A 24,205-nucleotide genomic window follows, 5' to 3' on the forward strand; every position below is an offset into this window, starting at 1 on the left:
CCTGGGACGGCACACACGCACCGTATGAACCTCGTTCCCATCAATTCAGAATCCGTCCCGCTGGGTGAGCCCCTGCCATTTGCGCTGCGGGCTGCCAATGGCGCACTGCTGGCCCAGAAGGGCTTTGTGGTGCAGACCGCCAAGGAACTGTCGGAGATGGTCGGGCGCGGGATTCAGCTGTGCGTGGATGTGGACGAGTCGGGCGACAGTTACCGCGCCTTTGTGGGGCGGCTGCAGCAGATGCTGCTGTCGTCAGACACCTCCCTCGGCCAGCTGGCGGCCGTCAAGATGTCGGGCCCGGCCCCTGCGCCGCCGCCAGCCCGGGCGCGGGAAGAGCGCGGGCCCCTGGACTGGTCGGAATTGCAGCTGCGCATGACGCAGGTGCTGCGCGCGCCCAAGGCGTTCGACTTCAAGGAGCGCTTCGCGCAGCTCCATGAAGACCTGGCCAAGCGCTGCGAGCAGGCCCCCGATGCCACCTTGCTGGCGCTGATCTTTCTTTCTGCCCAGGAAACGCGCATGTACAGCGCCACCCATGCCATGCTGGTGAGCTGCATCTGCATGATCGTGGGGCGCGAGATGCTGCGCTGGCCTCCGGCCAAAGTGCGCCAGTTGGGCGGCGCCGGGCTGAGCATGAACATTGCCATGACCGAGCTGCAGGACCAGCTCGCCCAGCAAACCCAGCCGCTGACCGCCCGCCAGATTGCCGCGGTGGAAGACCATGCCAACCGCTCCGCCCTGCTGCTGGCAGAACTGGGAGTGACGGACGAGGTGTGGCTGGAGGCCGTGCGCCACCACCACCACCGCAAGCCCGGCCCCTTCAACGAGAAAACCGAGGGCCAGCAGATGGCCCGCCTCATCCAGCGCGCCGATGTGTTCGGCGCCCGCATCTCTCCACGCGCATCGCGCTGGCCCATGCCGGTCACGGCAGCCATGCAGGCCAGCTACTACGACGAGGAAAACAAGGTGGACGAGGCCGGTGCGGCCTTGGTCAAAGGGCTGGGGGTGTACCCGCCCGGTGCCTTTGTGCGCCTGGCCAGCCAGGAGGTGGGCGTGGTGCTGCGCCGCGGCGTCAGCGCCACCACACCGCGCGTGGCCGTGGTCACCAACCGGCTGGGCATGCCCACGGGCGAACTCATTCCCCGCGACACAGGGGTGCCGCAGTGGAAGATCACTGGCGTGGTCGCCCACAAGGACGTGCGCGTGAAGATCTCGCTGGACCGGCTGCTTCCGCTGGTCTGACGGCAGCGTCTGAGAACGCTGGCGCCAAGCGACTCCTGAACGGCGAGTCTGAACGCCCTTCGTACGGAGAGTGATCTCGGCCGGATCACTCCTGATTTGATAGCTGCTACCGCTTTCTGAATGTGCGGTACAGCCATTTTTAGACCTCACGTTTCCCCGCTTGCTCTCCCGCACGCTTTGATACAAAAAGCGTGAATCCGATACGGCACGGCGTCCGTATACCGATCAGTACAAATAAATACCGCAATGGACAAAACATGATTAAGCGGTTAAATTGTGCCCACCACATCGGGGAGAGCTTCATGCCCGCAGTCTTTGTTCATCGTTTTCTCCTGGCGCCGCTGGCACTCCCAGCCTGGGGCACAGCCCTGGCTCTGGCCTGTCTGCCCGCACAGGCTGCAGACGCGCCCGCCCCGGCACCCACCGCTGCCCCTGTCAGCAGCGCCTGCCCGGCCACGCTCCAGCACACCTACCTGCGCCTGCAGGACGAAAAGCCCCAGTCGCTGTGCCAGTACGCGGGCAAGGTGGTGCTGGTGGTCAACACCGCCAGCTACTGCGGCTTTACCGGTCAGTACAAGGGGCTGGAGGAGCTGTACAGCCGCTACAAGGACAAGGGGTTGGTGGTGCTGGGCTTTCCGTCAAACGACTTTGCCCAGGAAAAAGGCAGCAACAAGGAAATTGCCGACTTTTGCGAAAACACCTTCGGCGTGAAGTTCCCCATGTTCGCCAAGACCGCCGTGCGCGGGGCCGATGCCTCGCCCCTGTACCGGCAACTGGCCCAGCTCTCGGGCACGGCGCCCAAGTGGAACTTCCACAAATACCTGCTGGGCCGCGACGGACGCGTGGTGGACAACTACTCCAGCATGACGGCCCCCGACAGCAAGAGCCTGGTCAGCGCCATTGAGCAGCAACTGGCGCAGCCCACGCCGCGCTGAGCTTGCCGACACGCTGACTGAAAATTTTCTTTACCTTTCTTTGAAAAAAATGCGCCACAAGCTCTGGAACTTCTGGATAGAGTCCCCACTCTATCTACTGCACGAGCGCAATGAGCGCTCACCCGGTTTAACGTTGCGAAGCCTTTCGGGTCCTCTGGTTCCGACTGACCTCCTGGAGCGCTTCTCCTCCCTCCCTCTCTTATTCGTTTCGGGACGCTTCGCAACTTTTTTATTCGCTGAGTCGACCAGAGGGGGTCGGCCATGAAAGTCGCCATCATCGGCTCCGGCATTTCCGGACTTTCGGTGGCGCACCAGCTGCGCAGCCAGGCGCAAGTCACCCTGTTTGAATCCGGCAGCTACTTTGGCGGCCACACCCATACCGTGGACGTGACCCTGCCCGACGCAGCGGGCAAGCCCGTCACGCACGGCGTGGACACCGGCTTTCTGGTCTTCAACGAGCGCACTTACCCCAACCTGATTGCGCTGCTGGCCGAGCTGGGCGTGGCCACGGCCAAGTCGGACATGTCGTTCTCCGTGCAGGTGCCCGGTGCGCGCGGGGGCAGGGCACTGGAGTGGAGCGGCACCAACCTCTCCACTGTGTTCGTGCAGCGCGGCAATCTGGTCAACCCCCGCTTCCTGGGCATGTTGGCCGATCTGCTGCGCTTCAACAAACTGTGTACCCGCATTGCCCAGGCCCATGCCGAGCAGGCGCTGATGCAGCCGCTGGGCGATTTTCTGAAGGAACACCGCTTTGGCGAGGCCTTCCGCGACTGGTACTTTTTGCCCATGCTGGGCTGCATCTGGAGCTGCCCTACGGACCAGATGCTGAAGTTTCCGGTGGCGACGATGATCCGCTTCTGCCACAACCACGGCCTCATCCAGGTGGCCAACCGCCCACAGTGGTGGACGGTGAGCGGGGGCGCACGCAACTATGTGGAAAAGATTCTGGCCGGGTTGCCCGACAAGCGCCTGAACACCCCCGTGCGCCGCATCGAGCGCGACGCCGCAGGCGTGCGTGTGGTGACCGACCAGGGCACCGAGCATTTCGATCATGTGGTGCTGGCCACGCATTCCGACCAGTCGCTGGCCCTGCTGGCCGAACCCACGACGCAAGAGCGCACCGTGCTGGGGGCCATCCGCTACCAGCCCAACCGAGCCGTGCTGCACACCGACACCACGGTGCTGCCGCAGCAGCGTGCCGCCTGGGCCGCCTGGAACTACGAACGCGCCCAGCAGACCGACCGCGAGAGCGCACGCGTGTGCCTGCACTACCTGCTCAACCAGTTGCAGCCGATTCCGTTTGCACAGCCCGTGGTGGTGTCGCTCAACCCGGTGCGCCCCATTAACCCGCGCCAGATCCTTGGCGAGTACGAATACGCCCACCCTGTGTTTGACCTGGGCGCGATTGCGGCGCAACAGCAGGTGCCTGCACTGCAAGGCCAGCACAACACCTGGTTCTGCGGCGCGTGGACGGGCTACGGCTTCCACGAAGACGGGCTCAAGTCCGGCCTGGCCGTGGCACGCCAGCTGGCACCACTGCTGCAGGCACCGCAAAGGCTGGCCGCATGACCACCGAGCCCCGCGCCACCACCACCCCGGCCCAGCCACTGCTGGGCTTTGGCCAGGTGCGCCACACCCGGCTGCGCCCCCGCCAGCATGCGTTTGCCTACGGCACATTCTTCCTGATGCTGCCCATGCGTGCGCTGGCGCAGGGCGGGCGGGAGTGCGCCCTGGCCGTGAACCGGCGCGGTGCCATCAGCTTTCACGACGTGGACCATGGCGACGGACGCAGTGCAGAGCAAGGCGGTGCCCTGGCGTGGCTCGATGGCCTGCTGCGCGCCGAAGGCATTAACGACGCCACGGGCGAGGTGTGGCTGCACACCTACCCGCGCGTGCTGGGCTACACCTTCAAGCCCGTGAGCTTCTGGTACTGCCACCGCGCTGACGGCAGCCTGCGCGCCATTCTGGTCGAGGTGAACAACACCTTTGGCGAGCGCCATTGCTATTTGCTCGACGCCCCGCAGTACGGCGTGGAGCAGCGGGCGCGCAAGGTGTTCCATGTGTCACCGTTCTGCGAGGTGACGGGCGGCTACCGTTTCCGCTTCATGCGCACAGCCCCCAGCCCGCAGGACGCAGGCCGCACCGTGGTGCGCATTGACTATGACGACGCCAGTGGCCCGCTCATCCAGACCAGCGTGAGCGGCACCCTGCAACCCGCCACCGCCCGCACCTTGCGCCAGGCCCTGTGGGGCTACCCGGCCATGACGCTGGCCATCATCGCCCGCATTCACTGGCACGCGCTGCAGCTGTGGCTCAAGCGTGTGCGCTTTCATCGCAAGCCCGAGGCCCCGGCCTCGATCGTGACCCGTTGACCTCCATGCCGACCTTGTCCCGCGAGAACGCCGCCATGAACTCCACCACCGCCCCACGCTCTGCCCTGACCCTGCCCGCAGGCACCCCCGCCGCAGCGCGCACTGCGTTCAAGCTGCTGCAACGATTGCAGCACGGCCACCTCACGGTGCAGTTGCCCGACGGCACGCTGCAGCACTTTGGCCAAGGCGGCGGCCCGTCTGCTGCCATCACACTCAAGAACTGGAACGTGTGCAGCGCCGCCCTCAAGTCGGGCGACATCGGCTTTGCCGAGAGCTACATCGCGGGCGACTGGACCACGCCGCACCTGACCGACCTGCTCAAGCTCTTCATTGCCAACCGCCAGCAGGTCGAGGCCGTGATTTATGGCACCTGGGCCGGGCGGCTGCTGTACCGCATCAAGCACCTGCTCAACCGCAACACCAAGGCCAACAGCCAGAAAAACATCCATGCCCACTACGACCTGGGCAATGCGTTTTACGAGCTGTGGCTGGACGACACGATGAACTACTCGTCCGCCTGGTTTGAGGGCGATGCGGGTGGCGACCTGAGCACCGCCCAGCACGCCAAGGTGCGCCGCGCGCTGCGCATGGCGGGCGTGCAGCCGGGCTCTCGGGTACTGGAGATTGGCTGCGGCTGGGGCGCACTGGCCGAGATGGCCGCGGTGGAATTCGGCGCAGACCTCACGGGCGTGACGCTCTCCACCGAGCAGCTCGCTTTCGCGCAAAAGCGCATGGAACAGCAAGGGGTGGCCCAGCACGCCGACCTGCGCCTGCAGGACTACCGCGACATCCACGACGGCCCGTACGACGCCATCTGCTCGATTGAAATGGTGGAAGCCGTGGGGCGCGAATACTGGCCCACCTACTTTGCCTCCATCAAGCGCCTGCTCAAGCCGGGCGGCAAGGCCTGCATCCAGAGCATCGTCATTGATGACGACCTGTTTGCGCGCTACATCAGCTCCACCGATTTCATCCAGCAATACATCTTCCCCGGCGGCTGCCTGCCGTGCCCGCGCGAGTTCCGCCGCGAGGCCGAGGCCGCGGGCCTGCGCGTGGTGGACGAGTTTGCCTTTGGCCAGGACTACGCCGAAACCCTCAAGCGCTGGCGCGAGCGCTTTCTGGCGCAGCGCGCTGAGATCCTGAAGCTGGGCTTTGACGAGCGCTTCATGCACATCTGGGAGTTCTACCTGGCCTACTGCGAAGCCGCGTTCGCCATGCAGAACATCGACCTGGTGCAGTACACGCTGGTCAACGACAGCGCTGCCTGGAACGCCACGGCCATCAGGTGAATACTATGAAAAAGATAGCTGCCCGCGCTTTATTGACGTGCGCTACAGCCATTTTTTATGTAAACCCTGTGGCCGCACAGGGCAGCGATGCCCCGCCCCTGCCCGGCACCGTGCTGGCAGGCCAGGGCACCATGCGCTTCTTTGGGCTGGAGGTGTACCAGGCCCGGCTGTGGGTGAGCCCCGGCTTTGCGCCCGAGCGCTATGCCGAGCAGCCCCTGGCGCTGGCACTGACCTACCAGCGCAACTTCACCGCGCAGGCCATTGCCAAGCGCTCCATCGAAGAAATGCGCCGTGTAGGCCCCTTCAGCGCCGAGCAGGCCGAGCGCTGGCAGGCCGCCCTGCAGACGGCCCTGCCCGATGTGAAGCCGGGCGACACCCTGACGGGCCTGTACCAGCCGGGCAGCGGTGCGGTCTTCCGCCTGGGCAGCAAGGTGGTGGGTGAGGTGGCAGACCCCGAGTTTGCCCGCCTGTTCTTCGGCATCTGGCTCTCGCCCAACACGTCAGAACCTGCGCTGCGCCAGTCCTTGGTGGCCAGCCGCACCACCAGCGGTGGCCAATAGATCGCCATGATCGCCATGAACCACCCAGCCGCCAGCCGCTTGCCCGCACGCGAGGGCCTGGCCTATGGCCTGCTGGGCCTGCCGCTGGCCTTTGTGGCGCTGCCGCTGTATGTGCTGCTGCCCAACCACTACGCACGCGCCTACGGCATGCCCCTGGCCACGCTGGGGGCGGTGTTACTGGCCGCACGGCTGTTCGATGCGGCGACCGACCCGCTGCTCGGGCGGCTGAGTGACCGACTCTTTGGCCACTCTGCACGCACCGTGCTGGGCGTGGGGGCAGTATCTGCAGTGGCCTTGGCATTGGGCATGGCGGCGCTGTTCTTCCCGCCCGTGCGGGGTGAGCAGGCGCTGGCCTGGTGGGCCTTGCTGTGCCTGCTGGTCACCTATCTGGCCTACAGCCAGCTCAGCATTGCCCACCAGTCGTGGGGGGCGCGCCTGGGCGGAGACGAGGCCTTGCGCAGCCGCATCGTGGCCTGGCGCGAGGGGGCGGCCCTGGTGGGGGTGGTGCTGGCATCGCTGCTGCCCACGCTGCTGGGCCTGCCTGCCATGCTGGGCGCTTTTGCCGTGGCACTGCTGCTGGGGTGGTGGGCCTGGGCGTGCGCGCCCCGGCCAGGTGCCCAGGGGGGCGAGCCCCCCGGCATCTACCACCCCGCCCAGCACGCCAGCCTGTGGCGGCCCTGGGGCAGGCCCGCGTTCAGGCGGCTGCTCGCGGTGTTCATGCTCAACGGCATTGCCAGCGCCATACCGGCCACGCTGGTGCTGTTCTTTGTGCAAGACCGGCTGCAGGCCCCGGCGGCACAAGAGCCGCTGTTTCTGGGCACGTACTTTGTCTGCGCAGCCCTGTCGATACCGCTGTGGCTGCGGGCGGTGAGCCGTTTGGGGCTGGCGCGCACCTGGCTGGCGGGCATGGTGCTGTCCGTGGCCGTGTTTGCCTGGACGGCCGCTCTGGGCGCAGGCGATGCCATCGCGTTTGCCGTGGTGTGCGCGCTCTCCGGTGTGGCGCTGGGTACCGACCTGGCCCTGCCCAGCGCGCTGCTGGCGGGCGTGATTGCCTACGAGGGCGACAGCGGACACCACGAAGGTGCCTACTTTGGCTGGTGGAACTTTGCCACCAAGCTCAACCTGGCCCTGGCTGCCGGGCTGGCCCTGCCCTTGCTGGCCCTGCTGGGCTACACCCCCGGCACCCGCAGCGAGGCGGGCCTGCAGACGCTGAGCCTGGCCTACGCCGTGCTGCCCTGCGCCCTCAAGCTGGCGGCGGCGGCCGCGCTGTATGTGCTGGTGGTGCGCCGCACGCCGGGCAGCGCAGCGTTTCAGGCCCCGTGACCGTTCTTCATCCCATCCTGCTTCCCATCCATCGCCAAGGCATTCCCATGATTCAACGCCGAACCCTTCTGACCGCCACTGCGGCCACGCCCTTGGTGGCACTGACCGGATGCGCCAGCCAGAACCTGGCCGGTTATGCCAGCGAAAAGCCCGTGCTGGACCTGGCGCAGTACTTCAACGGCACGGTGGATGCCTACGGCATCTTCCAGGACCGCAGCGGCCAGATCGTCAAACGCTTCACGGTGGTGATGGAGTGCAGCTGGAAGGGCAACGAAGGCGTGCTGGACGAAGCCTTCACCTATTCGGACGGCACCACACAGCGGCGCATCTGGCGGCTGACCAAACATGCCGACGGCCGTTACACCGGCACCGCCGACGATGTGGTCGGCACGGCCAGCGGGCAGACGCAGGGCAACGCCTTTCGCTGGAACTACACCCTGGCCTTGCCGGTGGACGGCACCGTCTACCACGTGGACCTGGACGACTGGATGTACCTGATCGACGAGCGCGTGATGCTTAACCGCGCCACCATGAGCAAGTTCGGCTTTCGCCTGGGCGAGATCACGCTGTCGTTCACCAAACGCACCTGAGCCACGCCATGAGCCTCAACCCCCCCATTTCCCACTGGCACGGCCGCCGCGTCTGGCTGGTGGGCGCGTCCAGCGGCATTGGCCGCGCCACCGCGGCCCTGCTGCATACACGGGGTGCGCAGGTCATCGTTTCTGCCCGCAATGCGCAGGCGCTGCAGGACTTTGTGGCCGCCCACCCCGGCAGCATGGCCGTGCCGCTGGACACGGCCGATGCGGCCTTGGTGCGTAGCGCAGCCCAGCAGGTGCTGGCCACCGGCACGCTGGACCTGGTGTGCTACTGCGCGGGCCACTACCGCGACATGCGCGCCACCGATTTCGACCTGACGGAAGCCCTGCGGCACGAGGAAGTGAACTACACCGGCGCACTGCGGGTGCTGGCAGGCGTGCTGCCCGCCATGATCGAATCCGCCCGCGCAGGCAAGCCGGGGCACCTGAGCGTGATCAGCAGTGTGGCGGGTTTTAGAGGCCTGCCCAAAAGCCTGGCCTACGGCCCCACCAAGGCCGCTCTCATCAACCTGGCCGAGGCGCTGTACATGGACCTGCACGCACTGGGCATGGGTGTGAGCGTGATCAACCCCGGCTTTGTGGCCACACCGCTCACGGCGGGCAACGACTTCACCATGCCCGCCCTCATCACCCCCGAGGCCGCCGCAGCCGCCATCGTGCAGGGCTGGGAACGTGGCCACTTTGACATCCACTTTCCCAAGCGCTTCACGCGCGTGATGAAACTGCTGCGCCTGCTGCCCTATCGGTGGTACTTTCCGGCAGTACGCCGCTTTACCGGGCTGTGAGAACCTTTTCAAGGCCCTTTTGCCATGCCACCTTCCGCCTCCACCGCCGCCTTATCGACGGAAGACGCCGTCACCCGCATCGTCGCGTTTTTTGAAGCCCTGTCGCCCGCAGACCTTGGGCGCATTGGCGACTTCTACGCAGACGGCGCACGCTTCAAGGACCCATTCAACGATGTGCAGGGCATTGCGTCCATCGAGGGCATCTTCGGCCACATGTTTGAGGCGCTGGAGCAGCCGCGCTTTGTGGTCACAGGCCGCGTGGTGCAGGGCAGCCAGTGCTTTCTGACTTGGGACTTTCTGTTCGCCTTCAAGAACTTCCACACCGGCGTGACGCAAACCGTGCGCGGCGCATCGCATCTGGTGCTGGACGATGCCGGGCGCATCACCCTGCACCGCGACTACTGGGACGCCGCCGAGGAGCTGTACGAAAAGCTGCCTGTGGTGGGCGGGCTGATGCGCTGGCTCAAGCGGCGCGCCAACAGCTAGATCACGAAAAGCGCCGTAGTGCCAACGCTGCCTTGGCGTCAACCCGCTTTGGCGAGCTTGCGCACCAGGTAGTGCAGCGCCATTTCATAGCCCTGAATGCCCAGGCCTGCAATCACGCCGTCGGCAATGCCCGAGATGTAGGAGTGGTGGCGAAACTCTTCGCGCTTGTGCACATTGCTGATGTGCACCTCCACCACGGGCAGCGCCACGCCTGACAGCGCGTCACGCAGCGCCACGCTGGTGTGGGTGAGACCACCGGGGTTGATGACGATGCCGCGCGTGCCGTCCAGCCGGGCGGCATGGATGCGGTCAATCAGGTGGCCTTCGTGGTTGCTTTGAAAGCAGGTGGCGGTGGTGCCCAGCCTGGCAGCTTCTGCCGCAAAGTGGCGCTCTACATCTGCCAGTGTGTCTGCGCCGTAGATATGGGGTTCGCGTGTGCCCAGCAGGTTCAGGTTGGGGCCGTTCAGAAGAAGAATGCTCATGGCGTGTGGATTGAAGTGAAGGGTGAGACGCAGGGATACTGCATTGTCAGTGCAACTGCCAGTGCTGCTGCAGCAAAAACGACAACACCAGAGAAGGCAGGGTGCGCTGTCTCTGGTGTCGGGGTAGGAGTAGGGGTAGGGCCCCGCCGCAGGCTCGCTGCGGCTGGCCGTTGACGCAGGCTTACTTCGCTGCGCGCAGCTTGGCCAGGGTGTCGTACACCTCTTTCACGGTTTCGGCCCCCACTTTTTCGCTGTGCTTTTCAATCACGGGCTTCATCTTGGCGCGCAGCTTGTCCAGCTCTGCAGCCGGGAACTCTGTCACCTGCATGCCCGACTTCTTGAGCTGGTCCAGCGCCACATCGGACTGCACACGCGAAACACCACGCTGGAAGGTGGTGGCTTCGGCCATGGCGTCGTTGATCAGCTTTTGCTCTGCGGGCGAGAGGCCGTCCCAGAACTTCTTGCTGACGATGACCGCCTGCGGGTTGTACATGTGGCGCGTGATGGCCAGGTGCTTTTGCACTTCGTTGAGCTTGGACGAGAGGATGGTGGTGACAGGGTTCTCCTGTCCGTCCACCGCCTTCTGCTCCAGCGCCGTGTACAGCTCGGGGAAAGGCATGGGCACGGCGTTGGCACCCAGGGCGTTGAACATGTCGATGTAGATGGGCGACTGGATCACGCGGATCTTCAGGCCCGCCAGGTCTTCGGCCTTGGTGATGGGCTTCTTGCTGTTGGTGACGTTGCGGAAACCCAGCTCCCAGTAGGCCAGGCCCACCAGGTTCTTGGCCTTGAGCTTGTCGAGCAGCTTCTTGCCGAAGGGGCCGTCGGTCACAGCATCGGCTTCTTGCGGCGTGGCGAACAGGAAGGGGAAGTCATAGATGCCGAATTCCTTGGCCTGTGCCGAAAGAATGCCTGCGTTGAGCACCGTCATCTCCACCGTACCGCCCTGCAGGGCCGACACGGTTTGCAGGTCCCCACCCAGCGTGCCGCCAGGGAACAGCTTGACCTGGATCTTGCCGCCGCTCTTGGCAGCCACCAGGTCGGCAAACTTTTGCGCGCCCTGGGCCTGGGGATGGTCCTTCTGGTTCTGGAAGGCGAACTTGATGGTGCGCTCCTGGGCGTGCGCCCCCGAGATCAGCGATGCAGCGACCAGTGCAGTGGCCAGCAGGGATTTCAACAGGGTCATGAAAGGCTCCTTGAAAGTATGGCCGTGGGGCCATGGGTAAACAGGGGAAGGCGTTGGAGTGAGAAGACGTCAGCGAGCCGCTTCTCAGCCGCCCAGCCAGCGCAGCGGCACCATCACCAGGGACGGGAAGGCCACCAGCAGGAACATCACCGCAAACTGGGCCAGCATGAAGGGCATGACGCCACGGGTCACATCAGACATGCTGACGCGGCCCACGCCCGCCACCACGTTCAGCACCGTACCGACCGGCGGGGTGATGAGACCGATGGCGTTGTTGATGATGAACAGCACGCCAAAGTAGACGGGGTCGATGCCTGCAGCCTTGACCACCGGCATCAGCACGGGGGTCATGATGAGGATGGTGGGGGTCATGTCCATGGCGGTGCCCACAATCATCACGAGCACCATGATGGCGACCAGCAACAGGGTCTGGTTGCCCATGAAGGGCTCCAGCATGCCGATCACCTTGCTGGGCAGATCGGCCACGGTGATCAGCCAGGCCGACACCATGGCGGCCGCCACCAGGAACATCACCACCGCGCTGGTGCGGGCCGATGCCTGGAAGATCTCGGCCAGCTGGCCCAGGCTCAGTTCGCGGTACACCACCATGGCCACAAACAGGGCGTAGACGGCAGCCACCACCGCGGCCTCGGTCGGTGTGAAGACGCCCATGCGCAGCCCCACCAGAATGATGACAGGCAGGCCCAGGGCCCAGACGGACTCACGCAAGGCCTTGAAGATTTCTGCCCGGCTGGCGCGGGGTGGTGGGGCCACTTTTTCGCGGCGCACCAGCCACCACCATGTGCCCGCCAGCGCCACGCCCAGCATGATGCCGGGCACGATGCCTGCCAGGAACAGCTTGCTGATGGACACGTTGGCGGCCACGCCAAAGATCACGAAACCGATGGAAGGGGGGATCACGGGTGCAATGATCCCGGCCGAGGCAATGAGGCCCGCAGAGCGCGCCTTGTCGTGCCCTGCAGCCACCATCATGGGCAGCAGCAGAGAGGCCAGGGCGGCCGCATCAGCCACAGCTGAGCCCGACACGGCAGCAAGGATCACGGCTGCCATGATGGCCACGTAGCCCAGACCGCCGGGCACATGGCCCACCACGGCCAGCGCCAGCTTGACGATGCGCTTGGACAGGCCGCCCACGTTCATGATCTCGCCCGCCAGCATGAAGAAGGGCACGGCCAGCAACGGGAAGCTGTCGGCCCCGTTGATGACGTTCTGCGCCAGGATTTGCGCGTCAAACAGATCGAGATGCCACATCAGGGCAATGCCGCTGATGAGAAGGGAGTGGGCAATCGGGATGCCAATGGCCATGGCCACGAGCAAAGATCCGAGGAAGATGGCGACGGTCATGGCGTGCGATCCGGAAAAGTGAAACAGGGCTGAGAAAGAGAAGGGGCGGGGGCGTGCCGAACCTGGGTTCAGGAACGGTCTTTCCTGGCTTCGTCTGACTCACCAGGGCCATGGGCAAAGTGGGGTGCAACGTCGCCCAGGTTGCGCTGCTCCAGGGCCGCAACCTCTTCGCTCTCCTGCACCATGACGAGTTCACCGTCGCTCGTCTGGGTGAACAGGGTGCGCAGCAGGTCCCGCAGCAGGATGGCCATGGAAGACGCACCGAGCAGAACCCCGCTGGCGTAGAAGATGGCCACGGAAGCGCCCGTGACCGGGGCTTCGGTGTCCCAGTTGATCTCGGCCTGTATCCAGCTGCCTTTGAGCAGCAGCCAGGACACGTACAGCATGGCCACCTGGGCCATCACCAGGCACACTTTCTTGCCCGCGCGGGGCAGGCGCGAAACCAAGGCATCCGTGCCCAGGTGCCCGTGTTCGCGCAGGGCCACCACGGCCCCCATGAAGGTCAGCCAGACGAAAAGCCAGCGCGACACCTCTTCCGACATGGTCAGGCCCGAGTTGAAGGCATAGCGCAGCACCACGTTGCCAAAGACCAGCACCACCATGATGGCGAGGAACAGGCCACCGAGCACGTCCAGTACCCGCGTGTAGCCTCGCAACAGGCGGTCTGCGATATCGAACATCTTTGTCTCCAGTCAACGTTATCGTTTGCCGGAGGAATTTTGTACGAACTGGTTAGTTTTAATCATCGGTGCAAACCCTTGGGTTGGGGTAGGCCCAGCCTTCAGGGAAATCCGATGTTCAGAAACAAAAAAGGCCAGCATGGAACTGGCCTCGGGTGGTCACACGGACATCACGTCAGCAGCGCACAAAACGCACCACCATCTCGATGATGGACTCGCGCCGCTTGGCAATGGCCTCTGCCTCGTCAAATGAGCGCTTGAAGATGGCGCTGAAGGTGTGCCGGTTGGCCACGTTGAAGAAGCACAGGGCTGAAATGGACATGTGCAGATCAATCGGGTCCATGTGCGGCCTGAACACGCCTGCAGCCACACCCCGCTCGTACACCGCCTGCACCGCGTTGATGACGGGCACGTTCAGCTCCTGGATGGTGGTGGAGCGGCGGATGAACTCGCCCCGGTGCATGTTCTCGTTCATCACCAGGCGGATGAAGTCCGGGTTGCCCAGCTGGTAGTCATAAGTGAAACCCACCAGGGCGCGCAGAGCGGCTTCAGGCTCCATGTCTTCCAGGCGCAGGGAGGTTTCAATCTGCCGGATGCGGCGATACGACTCTTCAAGAACGGCCAGATACAGGCCTTCCTTGCTCTCGAAGTAGTAATAGATCATGCGCTTGCTGGTGTGTGTCAGCGCAGCAATCTCATCAATACGCGCTCCGGCCAGCCCCTTGTCGGCAAATTCGGCGGTGGCCACTTCCAGGATGTTGGCCATGGTGCGGTCCGGGTCGTTGACGCGGACGCGCTCGGGCGCTGCTGGGCCGGAAGCTGCAGCCGCAGCCGACCGCGCAGCCCTGCGCCGGGGCACAGCCGTCTCGGGCGCAGAGGGGGTTCTAACCAGTTCGTTCATAGCAGATATAGCATAAGGCAATATCTGCGGCCGGCCCCTACCGGGTTACCCGAAGGCGCGGCCCCTGTACGGAGCCGCCATACGAAGCCCCCGTCACACTGCGGGCTTGGTCTCCGCAAAGCTGGGGCGCTGCATCAGCTTGTCCAGCAGCTTGCCCAGGTTGGGGTACTCGGCACGCCAGGCGATGTCGGGGTAGCGGAACTCCAGCCAGCCCAGGGCGCAGCCCACGGCAATGTCAGACAGGCTCAGGTGGATGCCGCTGCAATAAGGTTTGTCGCCCAGGCCCTGGCTCATGGCTTTGAGCGCCGCGTTCACCTTGCCCATTTGGCGGTCGATCCAGGCCTGGCAGCGCTGCTCGTCCGTGCGGTGCGCCCAGGTGGACTCCATGCGGGCCAGGATGGCTGCGTCCATGGCACCGTCGGCCAGGGCTTCCCAGGTCTTGACTTCGGCACGTTCGCGGCCCGAGGCAGGAATGAGCTTGCCGACGGGTGACAACGTGTCCAGGTATTCCACAATCACCCGCGAATCGAACACGGCCTCGCCCCCTTCCATCACCAGGCAAGGCACCTTGCCCAGCGGATTGGAGGCCGACACCGTGGTGTCATCTCCCCAGACGTTGTCCTGCAGGAACTGGTAGTCGAGCTTTTTCTCGGCCAACACAATGCGGACTTTGCGCACGTAGGGGCTGGTAGTGGATCCGATCAGTTTCATGGGTAAGGCAGGAAGTGAATACCGGCACGCAAAACCGCTCGCACCGGCCGGGGACGCGATTCTATCGACACCCGCTCACCCGTGCCTGACGGGTGTTGCGCCAGCCATCCACCTACAATGACGCGCCATGAGCCTGTCCACCATCACCGCCCTCTCGCCGCTTGACGGCCGTTACGCCCCCAAACTTGCCGCGCTGCGCCCCATCATGAGCGAGCACGGCTACATGCACCGCCGGGTGCAGGTTGAGGTGGCGTGGTTCATTGCCCTGTCCGATGCGGGTTTTGCCGAATTCAAGCCCCTGACCACCGGAGCACGCGCTTACTTGCTGGGTTTGGTCAAGAATTTTTCCGAGGCCGACTCCGCCGCCATCAAGGAAATCGAAAAGACCACCAACCACGACGTGAAGGCCGTGGAGTACTGGATCAAGAGCAAGTTCGAAGCCCGCCCCGAGCTGGAAAAAGCGGCCGAATTTGTGCACTTTGCCTGCACCAGCGAAGACATCAACAACACCAGCCACGCGTTACAGATCCGCTCCGGCCGCGACCAGGTCATCCTGCCGGGCCTGGACCGCATCATGCTCAAGCTGCGCGAGATGGCGCACAACTACGCCGACGTGCCCATGCTCAGCCGCACGCACGGCCAGACCGCCAGCCCCACCACCGTGGGCAAGGAAATGGCCAACGTGCTGGTGCGCCTGCAAACCGCGTGCGAGAAGATCGCCGCCGTCAAGATCATGGGCAAGATGAACGGCGCGGTGGGCAACTACAACGCCCACTTGTCAGCCTGGCCTGACTTTGACTGGGAAGCCTTCAGCAAGAAGGTGGTAGAGACCCCCGAGCCCCTGGGCCTGGGCCTGACCTTCCAGCCCTATTCCATCCAGATCGAGCCGCACGACTACATGGCCGAGCTGTTTGACGCGGTGGCCCGCGCCAACACCATCCTGATCGACCTCTCGCGCGACATCTGGGGCTATGTGAGCCTGGGCTACTTCAAGCAAAAGCTCAAGGCGGGCGAGATAGGCTCGTCCACCATGCCGCACAAGGTCAACCCCATCGACTTTGAAAACGCCGAAGGCAACCTGGGCTTGGCCAACGCGCTGCTCAAGCACTTGGCCGAGAAGTTGCCCATCAGCCGCTGGCAGCGCGACCTGACCGACAGCACCGTGCTGCGCAACATCGGCGTGGCGCTGGGCTACGCGGCGCTGGCCTATGCCTCCCTGCTCACCGGTCTGAACAAGCTGGAGCTGAACGAAGAAGCCCTGCAGGCCGACCTGGACGCCTCGTGGGAAGTGCTGGCCGAACCCATCCAGACCGTGATGCGCCGCTTTGGCGTGCCCGGTGCGTACGAAAAGCTCAAGGAAGTCACCCGCGGCAAGACCGTGACCGCCGAAGCCCTGCACACGCTGATCCAGTCGCTGGAAATCCCGCAGGCCGAGAAAGACCGCCTGCTGGTCATGACGCCCGGCAGCTACACCGGCAAGGCGGCCGAGCTGGCACGCCGCGTATAAAAATGATAGCTGCCTGCGCTTGTTGCACGGGCTTTTGACACCTCCAGAGCTGCCAAAGCAAGCAAAAGCTTGCGCTGGCAGCTCTTGTTTTTGATACAGCCATGGCCCTCAAATCCACCATCTTCAAGGCGAACCTGTCCATCGCCGACATCGACAACGGCTACTACGCCGACCACGCCCTCACGCTGGCGCGCCACCCCAGTGAGACCGACGAGCGCATGATGGTGCGGCTGGCCGCACTGGCCCTGCAGGCACACCAGCTGCAGACGCTGTGCAAGGGCGATGGCACGCTGGCCTTTGGCGCGGGCCTGTCAGACCCGGACGATCCGGACGCATCGCTGACCGACTTCACGGGCCGCAAGCGCGTGTGGATCGAAGTGGGCCAGCCCGAAGACAAACCTCTCACCAAGGCCTGCAGCAAGGCGGACTCGGTGCTGGTGTATTGCTTCAACCACGCCTCGGAAGTGTGGTGGAAGGGCATCGAGACCAAGCTGACGCGGCTGGACAAGCTGCAGGTGTGGCGCATCCCCACCGAAGCATCGCAAGCCATGGCCGCCATGGCCGAACGCAGCATGCAACTGCAGGCCACCGTGCAAGAAGGCGCGCTGACCCTGAGCAGCAACCTGGGCAGTGTGCATCTGGAGCCTGTGCGCTGGAAGTGACGTAATATCAGTCAAAAAGCCTTTTAGCGCCCTACAGATAAGCGCCAGCAGCTATCGAATCAATAGCAATAACTCAGTCGCGCGGCATCAGCGCGCCACATTGCCAGCACTGCTCAAACCCGCCCTCGACAATCTCCCCGCACCGGCATGCCCAGCGGCGCTGTGGCAAGTCCTGAAGCTCCTGCAGGAGCGCGCGTGCACGGGGGGCGTGCTCGTCGTAATCCAGCCAGATTTCAGGCAGGCACTGGTCCGGGGGCAGGTGCCCAGCCGCAGCCCCTAAATATTGCCGCTGCACCGAGGCGGTCATGCCCGCTTCGCACAGCAAATCGGCCCACAGCGTGGCGATGGCGATGTTGGGGGCTTGGGTCAGGCGCAGCATGGGATCACCATAGCGGTTTGATTGCCTCGCGTACAGCCCCTGGGGATGACCTGCATAGCTCCCTGCGGTCTGTGATAGCGCGGTCTCGGGCAGTCCGCTGCGTTGCTTTTCTTGCCAATAGCTCGGCAATTGGCCGCACAAAGACGCCTTGCGGCCCCTCCCGATCCGCACTACCACCGCCTCGCGAGGGTTATGCAGGACATCTGCAGGACATCCCTAGGGAACCCCGCAGAGGGGCAGCGGGCTACACCGCGGGCGGTTTGGAAGCGCCTTCCGCCGCGCGCTCGGCATAGCGGTTGAAGCGCCAGGCCGAGTGCTCCAGCGTGATGCGCCGCCACACCTGGCGCTTGTCCGCCGGGCTCATGGCAGGCCAGTGCTGCACCTCATCAAAGGTACGGCCACAGCCCTTGCACAGGTCGTCCCCCTGGCTGGTAGAGCAAATGGCGATGCAAGGTGTGTCGGGCGTGGTGTCGTACCAGCCCATCCATGCCGACAGCGCATCCAGCGGCAGGGCATCCTCCTCCACCGCATCCTCGTGGCGGTACACCATCAGCGCATATACCTCGGCCAGCGCCTGCACCTGGGGCGACAGGCCCATGCGATCGCAAGCGGGCGCACGCTGGCGCCAGTGGTTGATGGCAGCTTCGATGTCAGTGATGTGGATGGCAGTCATGGGAGGGGAGGCACACCGCATTGCCGCCGGAAAATGCCAGCAGCCGGGCCGCCGAGCAGGCGGCGCGATAACGGGGGGTGGATGATAGCCGCCACCCACCGGCCTGTGGCGCACATGGCCTTTATCCGAAAGTTGGCACGCGCCTACTTTTTGCCCAAATACGGAAATCAGGCTCCGACAAGGCGTGAGACGCCCAATGGCGCGTTGAGCCCATTCGTTTTCCAAGCTTTGGGCCCCCAAAAGAAAATCCCCGCCGGGGCCGAGGCCGGGCGGGGATGGGGGCAGCGGGCCATGGCCCGCCCAAGGGTTCTACCTGATCAGGCTGGGGTGGCCGTTGCTTCCTTGCGGCTTTGCAGGAACTTGCCAATCGCCACCACCAGCACAGCACCCACCACGGCGGCGGCGTAGAAGCCCACGGAATGGTGAGGGATCATGGGCTCGATGATCTTGTCGGACACGATGGTTTCGCCACCTACCCAGCCGATCAGCGCCGCACCCAGCGTGACGATGATGGGGAAACGGGTCATCACCTTGATCATCAGCGTGCTGCCGAAGATCACGATGGGGATGGCGATCGCCAGGCCCAGCACCAGCAGCACCATGTTGCCGTTGGCAGCAGCGGCCACGCCGATCACGTTGTCCAGGCTCATCACCAGGTCAGCCACCAGGATGGTGCGGATGGCGGCCATCAGGCCACTTTGCTTGTGGTCTTCCTCGCCTTCTTCGTCGCCACCCTCGTTGAGCAGCTGCACGCCAATCCACAGCAGCAGCACGCCGCCCACCAGTTGCAACCAGGGCAGCTGCATCAGCTTGACTGCCACCACCGTCAGCACCACGCGCAGCACCACCGCTGCGGCCGTGCCCCAGAAAATGGCCAGCTTCTGCTGGCGGGGTTCCAGGCTGCGGGCGGCCAGCGCGATCACCACCGCGTTATCGCCCGAGAGGATGATGTTGATCCAGATGATCTGGGCCAGGCCGATCCAGAATTCCTGGCTCGAAAGAATTTCCATGGTTGTCTCCGTCCTGAGAGGTGGCATTCCAGGCGCCCAGGTCACAAACAGACATCCGGACCCCAGAAAAGAGGAAGGCGGCACCTTCGCCGCCATGGGCGGTGAGTGTAGGCAGGTAAATCCCTTTGACCTATGCGTAATTGTTCGTACAGGCGGGAACTTTTTCCCTTTGACAGGAATGGGTATTTGAAAAATACCAAGACCTGAAGGGAAATTCTTACAATGCCCTCCACTCCAAAGGGGAGTAGCTCCAGATGCCCACAACCGCCTGCCAAGGTTGGGGCACTGACAACAGGTCGTCAGTACGGTGGTTCACAGCCACCCGGCCTGTTGGGCACACGTACGGCGTGTGCTGGGCAAGACCTTTGATGGCCCCGTTGCGGGGTGATCAAGGTCGTCTGTCGCCCGCAGATCCTGCGGACCACCCCACTCCCTGATCCCCTCGCTCCAGGACCGATTGACACGGACGGACCTGCTGGCTGCTGGCCTCAGGAAATTCCGCAGCCCTGAAAACCGAGGACTTTATGGACTTTTTGGCATCTCCCGAATTCTGGCTGGCCCTGGGCCAGATCATCATCATCGACATCCTGCTCGGCGGCGACAACGCTGTCGTGATTGCGCTGGCATGCCGCAAGCTGCCGCCCGAGCAACGGGCCAAGGGCATCATCTGGGGCACGGCAGGTGCCATCGTTTTGCGGGTAGTGCTGATTGCATTTGCCATGACCCTGCTGGCCCTGCCATTCCTGAAGTTTGCGGGTGCCCTGCTGCTGGTGTGGATTGGCGTGAAGCTGCTGGCCCCTGAAGAAGACGGCCACGGCGATGTGCAAGGCAGCGACCGGCTGCTGGCCGCCATCAAGACCATCATCGTGGCGGATCTGGTGATGAGCGTGGACAACGTGATCGCGATTGCAGGCGCTGCCCAGAACTCGGGCGAACACTCCTTCCTGCTGGTGGTGCTGGGTCTGCTGATCTCCATCCCCATCATCGTCTGGGGCAGCCAGCTGGTCATCAAGCTGATGGAGCGCTTCCCGCTCATCATCACGCTCGGCGGCATGCTGCTGGGCTGGATTGCCGGTGGCATGCTGGTGTCCGACCCCGCACTGGCCAACCCCGACAAGTGGCAGTGGATGCTGAAGCTGCCACAGTCTGACGTGGTGAAGTACGCAGCCAGCGCAGCCGGTGCTCTGATCGTGCTGGCAGTGGGCAAACTCATCCTGGCCCGCCGTGCTGCGGCCGGTGGTGGCGCGGCCCACGGCTGATCGGTTCTGCCCTGCCAACGGCGGGATGGGTGGGCCCGACAGAGGGCCTGCCCACCATTTCCTTCCAAACGCTTCGAGGTGGTTTGCAACATGGACAAAATCATTGTGTACGTGGACGACGCCGAGCATGCACAGCAGCTGCTCACCCCCCTCGTGGCCCAGCAAGCTGCTGGCAGGCACTGGGTGCTGGTGGCCTGCGCCCCGCGGATGACCCACCGCATCAGCAAATGGGTAAGTCACAGCGCCCGTGAAAGCTGGCGCGGCAAGTGGGCAGATCGGCTGTTTGACCAGCTGGTGCCCGCCGTAGGGCTGCGCTCAGGCCAGTTCACCACCGTGCTGGCCAAAACCCCTTTGCCCGAGCTGACGGAAGAGCTGCAGGCCCAGATCCGCGCCACCGGGGCCCAACCCGCCCCCGTGGTGGACGCCCGCAAGCCACGCACGGATACCGCCAACACGGCATCGCCCGCCAGCGTGCGCGCGGAGCACGCACCTCGCCTGTCTACATGGCCTCGGATGCTGGGGAGTGTGATTACAGGCTGCGGCACCCTCTGGGCCCTGGGCCTGGATTGAACGGTGCGGTCTCTGCAGTGCACTCCGCACAGCGGGGATACCGCCTGACCAAACGCTGCGGGGCAGGCTTGAAACCGAAACATCCGTTCCGGTTGAGCCTGTCGAAACCCTGCACGGCACTTCAGTAGGCTCAGCCTGAGCGGTTCGGCAGGCGAAAGCCGGATCACACACTCCCACCCTTGGCTGCGAAGCCCTGCTGACACCCTGCAGTGCTATCCTGTGCGGATGAAACTCCTCCTGAAGTGGCTGCTCAGTGCCGCGGCGCTGTTGTTTGTGGCCTACGTCTACAGCGGTGTGCAGGTGCAGAGCTTTGGTTCCGCACTGATTGCAGCCTTCGTCATCGGGCTTTTCAACGTGGTGCTACGCCCCGTGCTGGTCATCCTGACCTTGCCGGTAACCGTCGTCACCGTGGGCCTGTTCCTCTTTGTCATCAATGCGCTGATGTTCTGGGCCGCGGCCAGCGTGCTCGATGGTTTCCACGTCAACGGCTTCGGGGCTGCGCTGCTGGGCTCGCTGCTGTACTCCGCCGTCGGGCTGGTCATCGAATCAGCGCTCGGCGGTCTGTTCTCTCAGAAGTAACTGCACGTCGCGCAAGCGGGTGTCGATGATGGACGCCTCGAAATGGTCCTCTGCCGAGGTACTGCGCCGCGCCAGGTCCTGCCCCGCCTTGAAGCGATCCACCGCCGCAGCGTAGTCATAGCGAGCCACCTGCATTTCGGCCTCGGCACGCACGGCGCGCAAGGCTTGGCCCTGCGCATTCCACACCCCGGCCATGGCCTGCCATGCGCCAGCATCGCGCGGATGCACCGCCAGCCAGGTCTGCAGGGGTCCCGTCACCTCCTGCGCCTGCCCTGTGCGCAAGGCAATCTGCGTGTGCAACAGTAGCTCAGGGCGGCGGGTGTCGCCCGCAGGCAGGGCGGCCCGGGCAGCGGCTGCGTTGCCGTCCGCCAGCTCCACCTCTGCCAGCAGAAGTTGCGCCAAACGCGCGGCTGGCGCATCCCCCTTGACGACGCCCTGCAGTTGCTGTGCCAGGCGCCGGGCTCCTGCGGCATCGCGCAGCTGGCTGCTGGCCAGCGCTGCGGCATACAGCACCCCGGCCTTGCGGGCGGAAGGCAGTGCCGCAAAACCCGTACCCTGCGGCTCCGCCATCCATTGCCGCAGCACATCCACACCGGGGTTGGAGAGCACCCGGGCCCGCGCCGTCACCATGGCGTGCTCTGCCTGCAAGGGGGCCGGGGGGTGGGCAGCCAGACCGCCGGAAGGCAAGCGTGACTGCATGTCGGCAATGCGCTGGGTGGTGAGGGGGTGGCTGCGCAGGTAGGGCCAGCTTCCGTTGTCGTTGATACGGTTGGCCTGCTGCAGCTTTTCAAACATGCCCACAAACCCCTGAGGCGCAAAGCCAGCGGGCTCCATCAGGCTCATGCCCACACGGTCAGCCTCGCGCTCCATGTCACGCGAGAAGTTGAGCTGGTTCTGCACCGCCAAAGCCTGGCCGCCCACCACCAGCGCCTGCGTGGCCCCGGGGTTCTTGCTGGCCGCCAATGCGCCCAGCACCATCGCCCCCAAGAGCAGCGGTGTCTGCCTGCTTTGCTGGGTCAGCAGGCGGGAAATGTGCCGCTGCGTGACGTGGCTGAGTTCGTGCGCTAGCACCGAAGCCAACTCATCCCGCGTTCCCACCACTCCCACCAGCCCCAGGTGCAGGCCCAGATAGCCCCCCGGCAGGGCAAAGGCATTGACCGTGCGGTCACGCCCGAGCAGCACCTCCCAGGCAAAGCGCTCATCCAGCTCAGCCGACAGCTCCCCGCGTGAACGCGATGCGGCAATCAAAGGCTGCCAGATGCCTTGGACGTATTCGGCAATCACCGGGTCGTCGATGTAATCCGGGTCCCGATACAGTTCGCGGATGATGCGGTCGCCCAAGCGCCGCTCTTGGCTGCTGGTCAGATCGCTGCCATCCCCCAGCGTGGGAAGGCTGGCTTGGGCTGCCACGGGCAGAGGCAACACTGCGCCATTAGCTATCAAAAAAGTAGCTGCCAGCGCTTGAGCAACCTGCGCCAGAGGCTTTTTCTTCCAGAATCTAAGCACGTATCATCTCCCGGCCAGAATGCCCGGCCCCGCAGCGCCACCCCGGCGCGCGCAGCCGTATGATGCCCTGACCCGCAGATTGTTTCGCACGGCTTGCATCAAAGCGTGCCAGACCACACCGAATTTCGCCATGTCCGACACACCAGATCACCCCACCAGCCCCCTCACCCACTTCGACGCACAAGGCCAAGCCCACATGGTGGACGTAGGCGCCAAAGCCGCCACCCACCGTGTGGCCGTAGCCACAGGCCACATCGAAATGCAACCCGAAACCTTGGCACTGATCGAATCGGGCACAGCCAAGAAAGGCGACGTGCTGGGCATCGCCCGCATCGCAGGCATCATGGCCGCCAAAAAGACCAGCGATCTGATCCCGCTGTGCCACCCCCTGGCACTGACGCGCGTTGCTATCGAATTTGAAGCTGCCAGCGCCCATATCCCGGGCGCTACAGGCATATTTTGCTCAGCCACGGTAGAGACCGTAGGCCCCACCGGCGTGGAGATGGAAGCCCTGACCGCAGTGCAGATCGCTTTGCTCACGATTTATGACATGTGCAAGGCGGCGGACAGGGGGATGGTGGTAAGGGATGTGAGGGTGAGGGAGAAGCGGGGGGGGAAGTCAGGAGATTACTCTATTGCTTAAAGCGCCAAATAGATTCTGCATGTACAGAAGTGAACCTAGGGATATTTTTGTACGCGTAAATGTGTGTCGGTAGCATCACCACCCATACCGCGATATCCAATCTATTGCTAGCGCAACGCACATTCCCACAAGCGCTCCTGCGGCGATTTCAATCTTGTGGTGTCCTACACGTTCGCGCAGGGGCTTGAGTTGGTGCTCGCGCGCGAGCTTGTTGATGGCTTCGGCATGCTTTCCTACCTGCCTACGCAGGCTCGCGGCGTCCAGCATGACAACAAATGCCAACGTCAGAGCCACCCCAAAGGCAGGATGGCCAATCCCTTCCCTCAAAGCCACTAAGAAAGCCATCGAGCTGACGATTGCGCTGTGTGTGCTTGGCATTCCTCCATAGCCAACCAAATCAATCGCCCAACGCTTGGCCTTGATGCTGTTCACCATAAATTTCAGGGAGCCTGCAACAAGCCAAGCCATCAATGGCGTTGCAGGATAACCAAAGTCCCAGTTAGTCAT

The 24,205-nt window shown here is 64.1% G+C and carries 27 protein-coding genes; 16 read left to right on the forward strand and 11 right to left on the reverse strand.

All coding sequences use genetic code 11. The features are described 5' to 3' along the window. Positions 1–24 precede the first annotated feature (24 nt). The 10 genes from AACH87_RS21330 (at position 25) to AACH87_RS21375 (ending at position 9,585) form a co-directional block, all read left to right on the forward strand. A complete protein-coding gene (locus AACH87_RS21330) occupies positions 25–1,239 on the forward strand; it encodes a phosphohydrolase (RefSeq protein WP_338796566.1) in 1,215 nt (404 codons plus the stop codon). Between the two features lie 302 nt (positions 1,240–1,541). Beyond that, entirely contained in the window at positions 1,542–2,174 is a 633-nt protein-coding gene (locus tag AACH87_RS21335; protein WP_338796567.1) for a glutathione peroxidase, read from the forward strand. A 261-nt stretch (positions 2,175–2,435) separates the two neighbouring features. Then, positions 2,436–3,743, forward strand: a complete 1,308-nt coding sequence (locus tag AACH87_RS21340; protein WP_338796568.1) for an FAD-dependent oxidoreductase — start codon at positions 2,436–2,438, stop codon at positions 3,741–3,743. Next, entirely contained in the window at positions 3,740–4,546 is an 807-nt protein-coding gene (locus tag AACH87_RS21345) for a DUF1365 domain-containing protein (protein ID WP_338796569.1), read from the forward strand. The genes AACH87_RS21340 and AACH87_RS21345 overlap by 4 nt, the downstream gene beginning before the upstream one ends. Positions 4,547–4,581: 35 nt before the next feature. After that, positions 4,582–5,835, forward strand: a complete 1,254-nt coding sequence (locus AACH87_RS21350; protein ID WP_338799053.1) for a cyclopropane-fatty-acyl-phospholipid synthase family protein — start codon at positions 4,582–4,584, stop codon at positions 5,833–5,835. Between the two features lie 5 nt (positions 5,836–5,840). Next, positions 5,841–6,395, forward strand: coding sequence for a chalcone isomerase family protein (locus tag AACH87_RS21355; protein ID WP_338796570.1), 555 nt, complete (start codon positions 5,841–5,843; stop codon positions 6,393–6,395). 15 nt (positions 6,396–6,410) lie between these two features. Further along, entirely contained in the window at positions 6,411–7,718 is a 1,308-nt protein-coding gene (locus tag AACH87_RS21360; protein WP_338796571.1) for an MFS transporter, read from the forward strand. 47 nt (positions 7,719–7,765) lie between these two features. Next, positions 7,766–8,308 (forward strand): DUF3833 domain-containing protein, encoded by a 543-nt coding sequence (locus AACH87_RS21365; protein WP_338796572.1) that lies wholly within the window; start codon positions 7,766–7,768, stop codon positions 8,306–8,308. Between the two features lie 8 nt (positions 8,309–8,316). Further along, positions 8,317–9,099: an SDR family NAD(P)-dependent oxidoreductase gene (locus AACH87_RS21370; protein ID WP_338796573.1), complete on the forward strand. Its 783-nt coding sequence runs from the start codon at positions 8,317–8,319 to the stop codon at positions 9,097–9,099. Positions 9,100–9,123: 24 nt separating this feature from the next. After that, positions 9,124–9,585 carry a nuclear transport factor 2 family protein gene (locus tag AACH87_RS21375; protein ID WP_338796574.1) on the forward strand — a complete coding sequence of 154 codons (462 nt, stop codon included), beginning with the start codon at positions 9,124–9,126 and terminating at the stop codon, positions 9,583–9,585. A gap of 38 nt (positions 9,586–9,623) precedes the next feature. Here AACH87_RS21375 and aroQ read toward each other — a convergent pair whose 3' ends face one another. From aroQ to AACH87_RS21405, 6 genes are all read right to left on the reverse strand, one after another. Then, a complete protein-coding gene (aroQ, locus tag AACH87_RS21380) occupies positions 9,624–10,067 on the reverse strand; it encodes a type II 3-dehydroquinate dehydratase (protein ID WP_338796575.1) in 444 nt (147 codons plus the stop codon). A gap of 181 nt (positions 10,068–10,248) precedes the next feature. Then, positions 10,249–11,253 carry a TRAP transporter substrate-binding protein gene (locus AACH87_RS21385; RefSeq protein ID WP_338796576.1) on the reverse strand — a complete coding sequence of 335 codons (1,005 nt, stop codon included), beginning with the start codon at positions 11,251–11,253 and terminating at the stop codon, positions 10,249–10,251. 84 nt (positions 11,254–11,337) lie between these two features. Then, positions 11,338–12,618 (reverse strand): TRAP transporter large permease subunit, encoded by a 1,281-nt coding sequence (locus AACH87_RS21390; RefSeq protein ID WP_338796577.1) that lies wholly within the window; start codon positions 12,616–12,618, stop codon positions 11,338–11,340. A gap of 68 nt (positions 12,619–12,686) precedes the next feature. After that, on the reverse strand, positions 12,687–13,298 hold the full coding sequence (locus AACH87_RS21395) for a TRAP transporter small permease (protein WP_338796578.1): 612 nt from the start codon (positions 13,296–13,298) through the stop codon (positions 12,687–12,689). Between the two features lie 175 nt (positions 13,299–13,473). Continuing rightward, positions 13,474–14,199 carry a TetR/AcrR family transcriptional regulator gene (locus AACH87_RS21400; RefSeq protein WP_338796579.1) on the reverse strand — a complete coding sequence of 242 codons (726 nt, stop codon included), beginning with the start codon at positions 14,197–14,199 and terminating at the stop codon, positions 13,474–13,476. Between the two features lie 93 nt (positions 14,200–14,292). Continuing rightward, the gene (locus tag AACH87_RS21405; protein ID WP_338796580.1) at positions 14,293–14,910 is read right to left on the reverse strand and encodes a glutathione S-transferase N-terminal domain-containing protein; all 618 of its coding nucleotides are present in this window, start codon (positions 14,908–14,910) and stop codon (positions 14,293–14,295) included. A 127-nt stretch (positions 14,911–15,037) separates the two neighbouring features. Between AACH87_RS21405 and purB the strand changes: the two genes are divergently transcribed. Both purB and AACH87_RS21415 read left to right on the forward strand, forming a co-directional pair. Next, positions 15,038–16,417, forward strand: a complete 1,380-nt coding sequence (gene purB, locus AACH87_RS21410) for an adenylosuccinate lyase (RefSeq protein ID WP_338796581.1) — start codon at positions 15,038–15,040, stop codon at positions 16,415–16,417. 101 nt (positions 16,418–16,518) lie between these two features. Beyond that, the gene (locus AACH87_RS21415) at positions 16,519–17,079 is read left to right on the forward strand and encodes a YaeQ family protein (protein ID WP_338796582.1); all 561 of its coding nucleotides are present in this window, start codon (positions 16,519–16,521) and stop codon (positions 17,077–17,079) included. Positions 17,080–17,152: 73 nt separating this feature from the next. Here the strand turns inward: AACH87_RS21415 and AACH87_RS21420 are convergent, their stop codons facing one another. The 3 genes from AACH87_RS21420 to AACH87_RS21430 all read right to left on the reverse strand — a co-directional run bounded on the left by AACH87_RS21420 (position 17,153) and on the right by AACH87_RS21430 (position 19,141). Further along, positions 17,153–17,458, reverse strand: a complete 306-nt coding sequence (locus AACH87_RS21420) for a hypothetical protein (RefSeq protein WP_044395146.1) — start codon at positions 17,456–17,458, stop codon at positions 17,153–17,155. A gap of 244 nt (positions 17,459–17,702) precedes the next feature. Next, the gene (locus AACH87_RS21425) at positions 17,703–18,131 is read right to left on the reverse strand and encodes a DUF3717 domain-containing protein (RefSeq protein WP_338796583.1); all 429 of its coding nucleotides are present in this window, start codon (positions 18,129–18,131) and stop codon (positions 17,703–17,705) included. A gap of 317 nt (positions 18,132–18,448) precedes the next feature. After that, complete coding sequence (locus AACH87_RS21430; protein WP_338796584.1) at positions 18,449–19,141, reverse strand: TerC family protein; 693 nt, start codon at positions 19,139–19,141, stop codon at positions 18,449–18,451. A 524-nt stretch (positions 19,142–19,665) separates the two neighbouring features. Here AACH87_RS21430 and AACH87_RS21435 point away from each other — a divergent pair. From AACH87_RS21435 to AACH87_RS21445, 3 genes are all read left to right on the forward strand, one after another. After that, positions 19,666–20,400 (forward strand): TerC family protein, encoded by a 735-nt coding sequence (locus AACH87_RS21435; protein ID WP_338796585.1) that lies wholly within the window; start codon positions 19,666–19,668, stop codon positions 20,398–20,400. A 90-nt stretch (positions 20,401–20,490) separates the two neighbouring features. Beyond that, positions 20,491–20,970, forward strand: coding sequence for a hypothetical protein (locus AACH87_RS21440; RefSeq protein WP_338796586.1), 480 nt, complete (start codon positions 20,491–20,493; stop codon positions 20,968–20,970). Between the two features lie 225 nt (positions 20,971–21,195). Further along, positions 21,196–21,549 carry a phage holin family protein gene (locus AACH87_RS21445; protein ID WP_338796587.1) on the forward strand — a complete coding sequence of 118 codons (354 nt, stop codon included), beginning with the start codon at positions 21,196–21,198 and terminating at the stop codon, positions 21,547–21,549. Here the strand turns inward: AACH87_RS21445 and AACH87_RS21450 are convergent. Further along, on the reverse strand, positions 21,517–22,971 hold the full coding sequence (locus AACH87_RS21450; protein WP_338799054.1) for a M48 family metalloprotease: 1,455 nt from the start codon (positions 22,969–22,971) through the stop codon (positions 21,517–21,519). The genes AACH87_RS21445 and AACH87_RS21450 overlap by 33 nt on opposite strands. A 214-nt stretch (positions 22,972–23,185) precedes the next feature. On the opposite strand from AACH87_RS21450, the gene moaC reads away from it, so the two are divergent. Continuing rightward, the gene (gene moaC, locus AACH87_RS21455; RefSeq protein ID WP_338796588.1) at positions 23,186–23,698 is read left to right on the forward strand and encodes a cyclic pyranopterin monophosphate synthase MoaC; all 513 of its coding nucleotides are present in this window, start codon (positions 23,186–23,188) and stop codon (positions 23,696–23,698) included. 75 nt (positions 23,699–23,773) lie between these two features. Here the strand turns inward: moaC and AACH87_RS21460 are convergent, their stop codons facing one another. Beyond that, positions 23,774–24,205 (reverse strand): divergent PAP2 family protein, encoded by a 432-nt coding sequence (locus tag AACH87_RS21460; RefSeq protein ID WP_338796589.1) that lies wholly within the window; start codon positions 24,203–24,205, stop codon positions 23,774–23,776.

Origin of the sequence: Acidovorax sp. DW039, assembly GCF_037101375.1 — a bacterium.
In the GTDB taxonomy this organism is placed as follows: domain Bacteria; phylum Pseudomonadota; class Gammaproteobacteria; order Burkholderiales; family Burkholderiaceae_C; genus Acidovorax.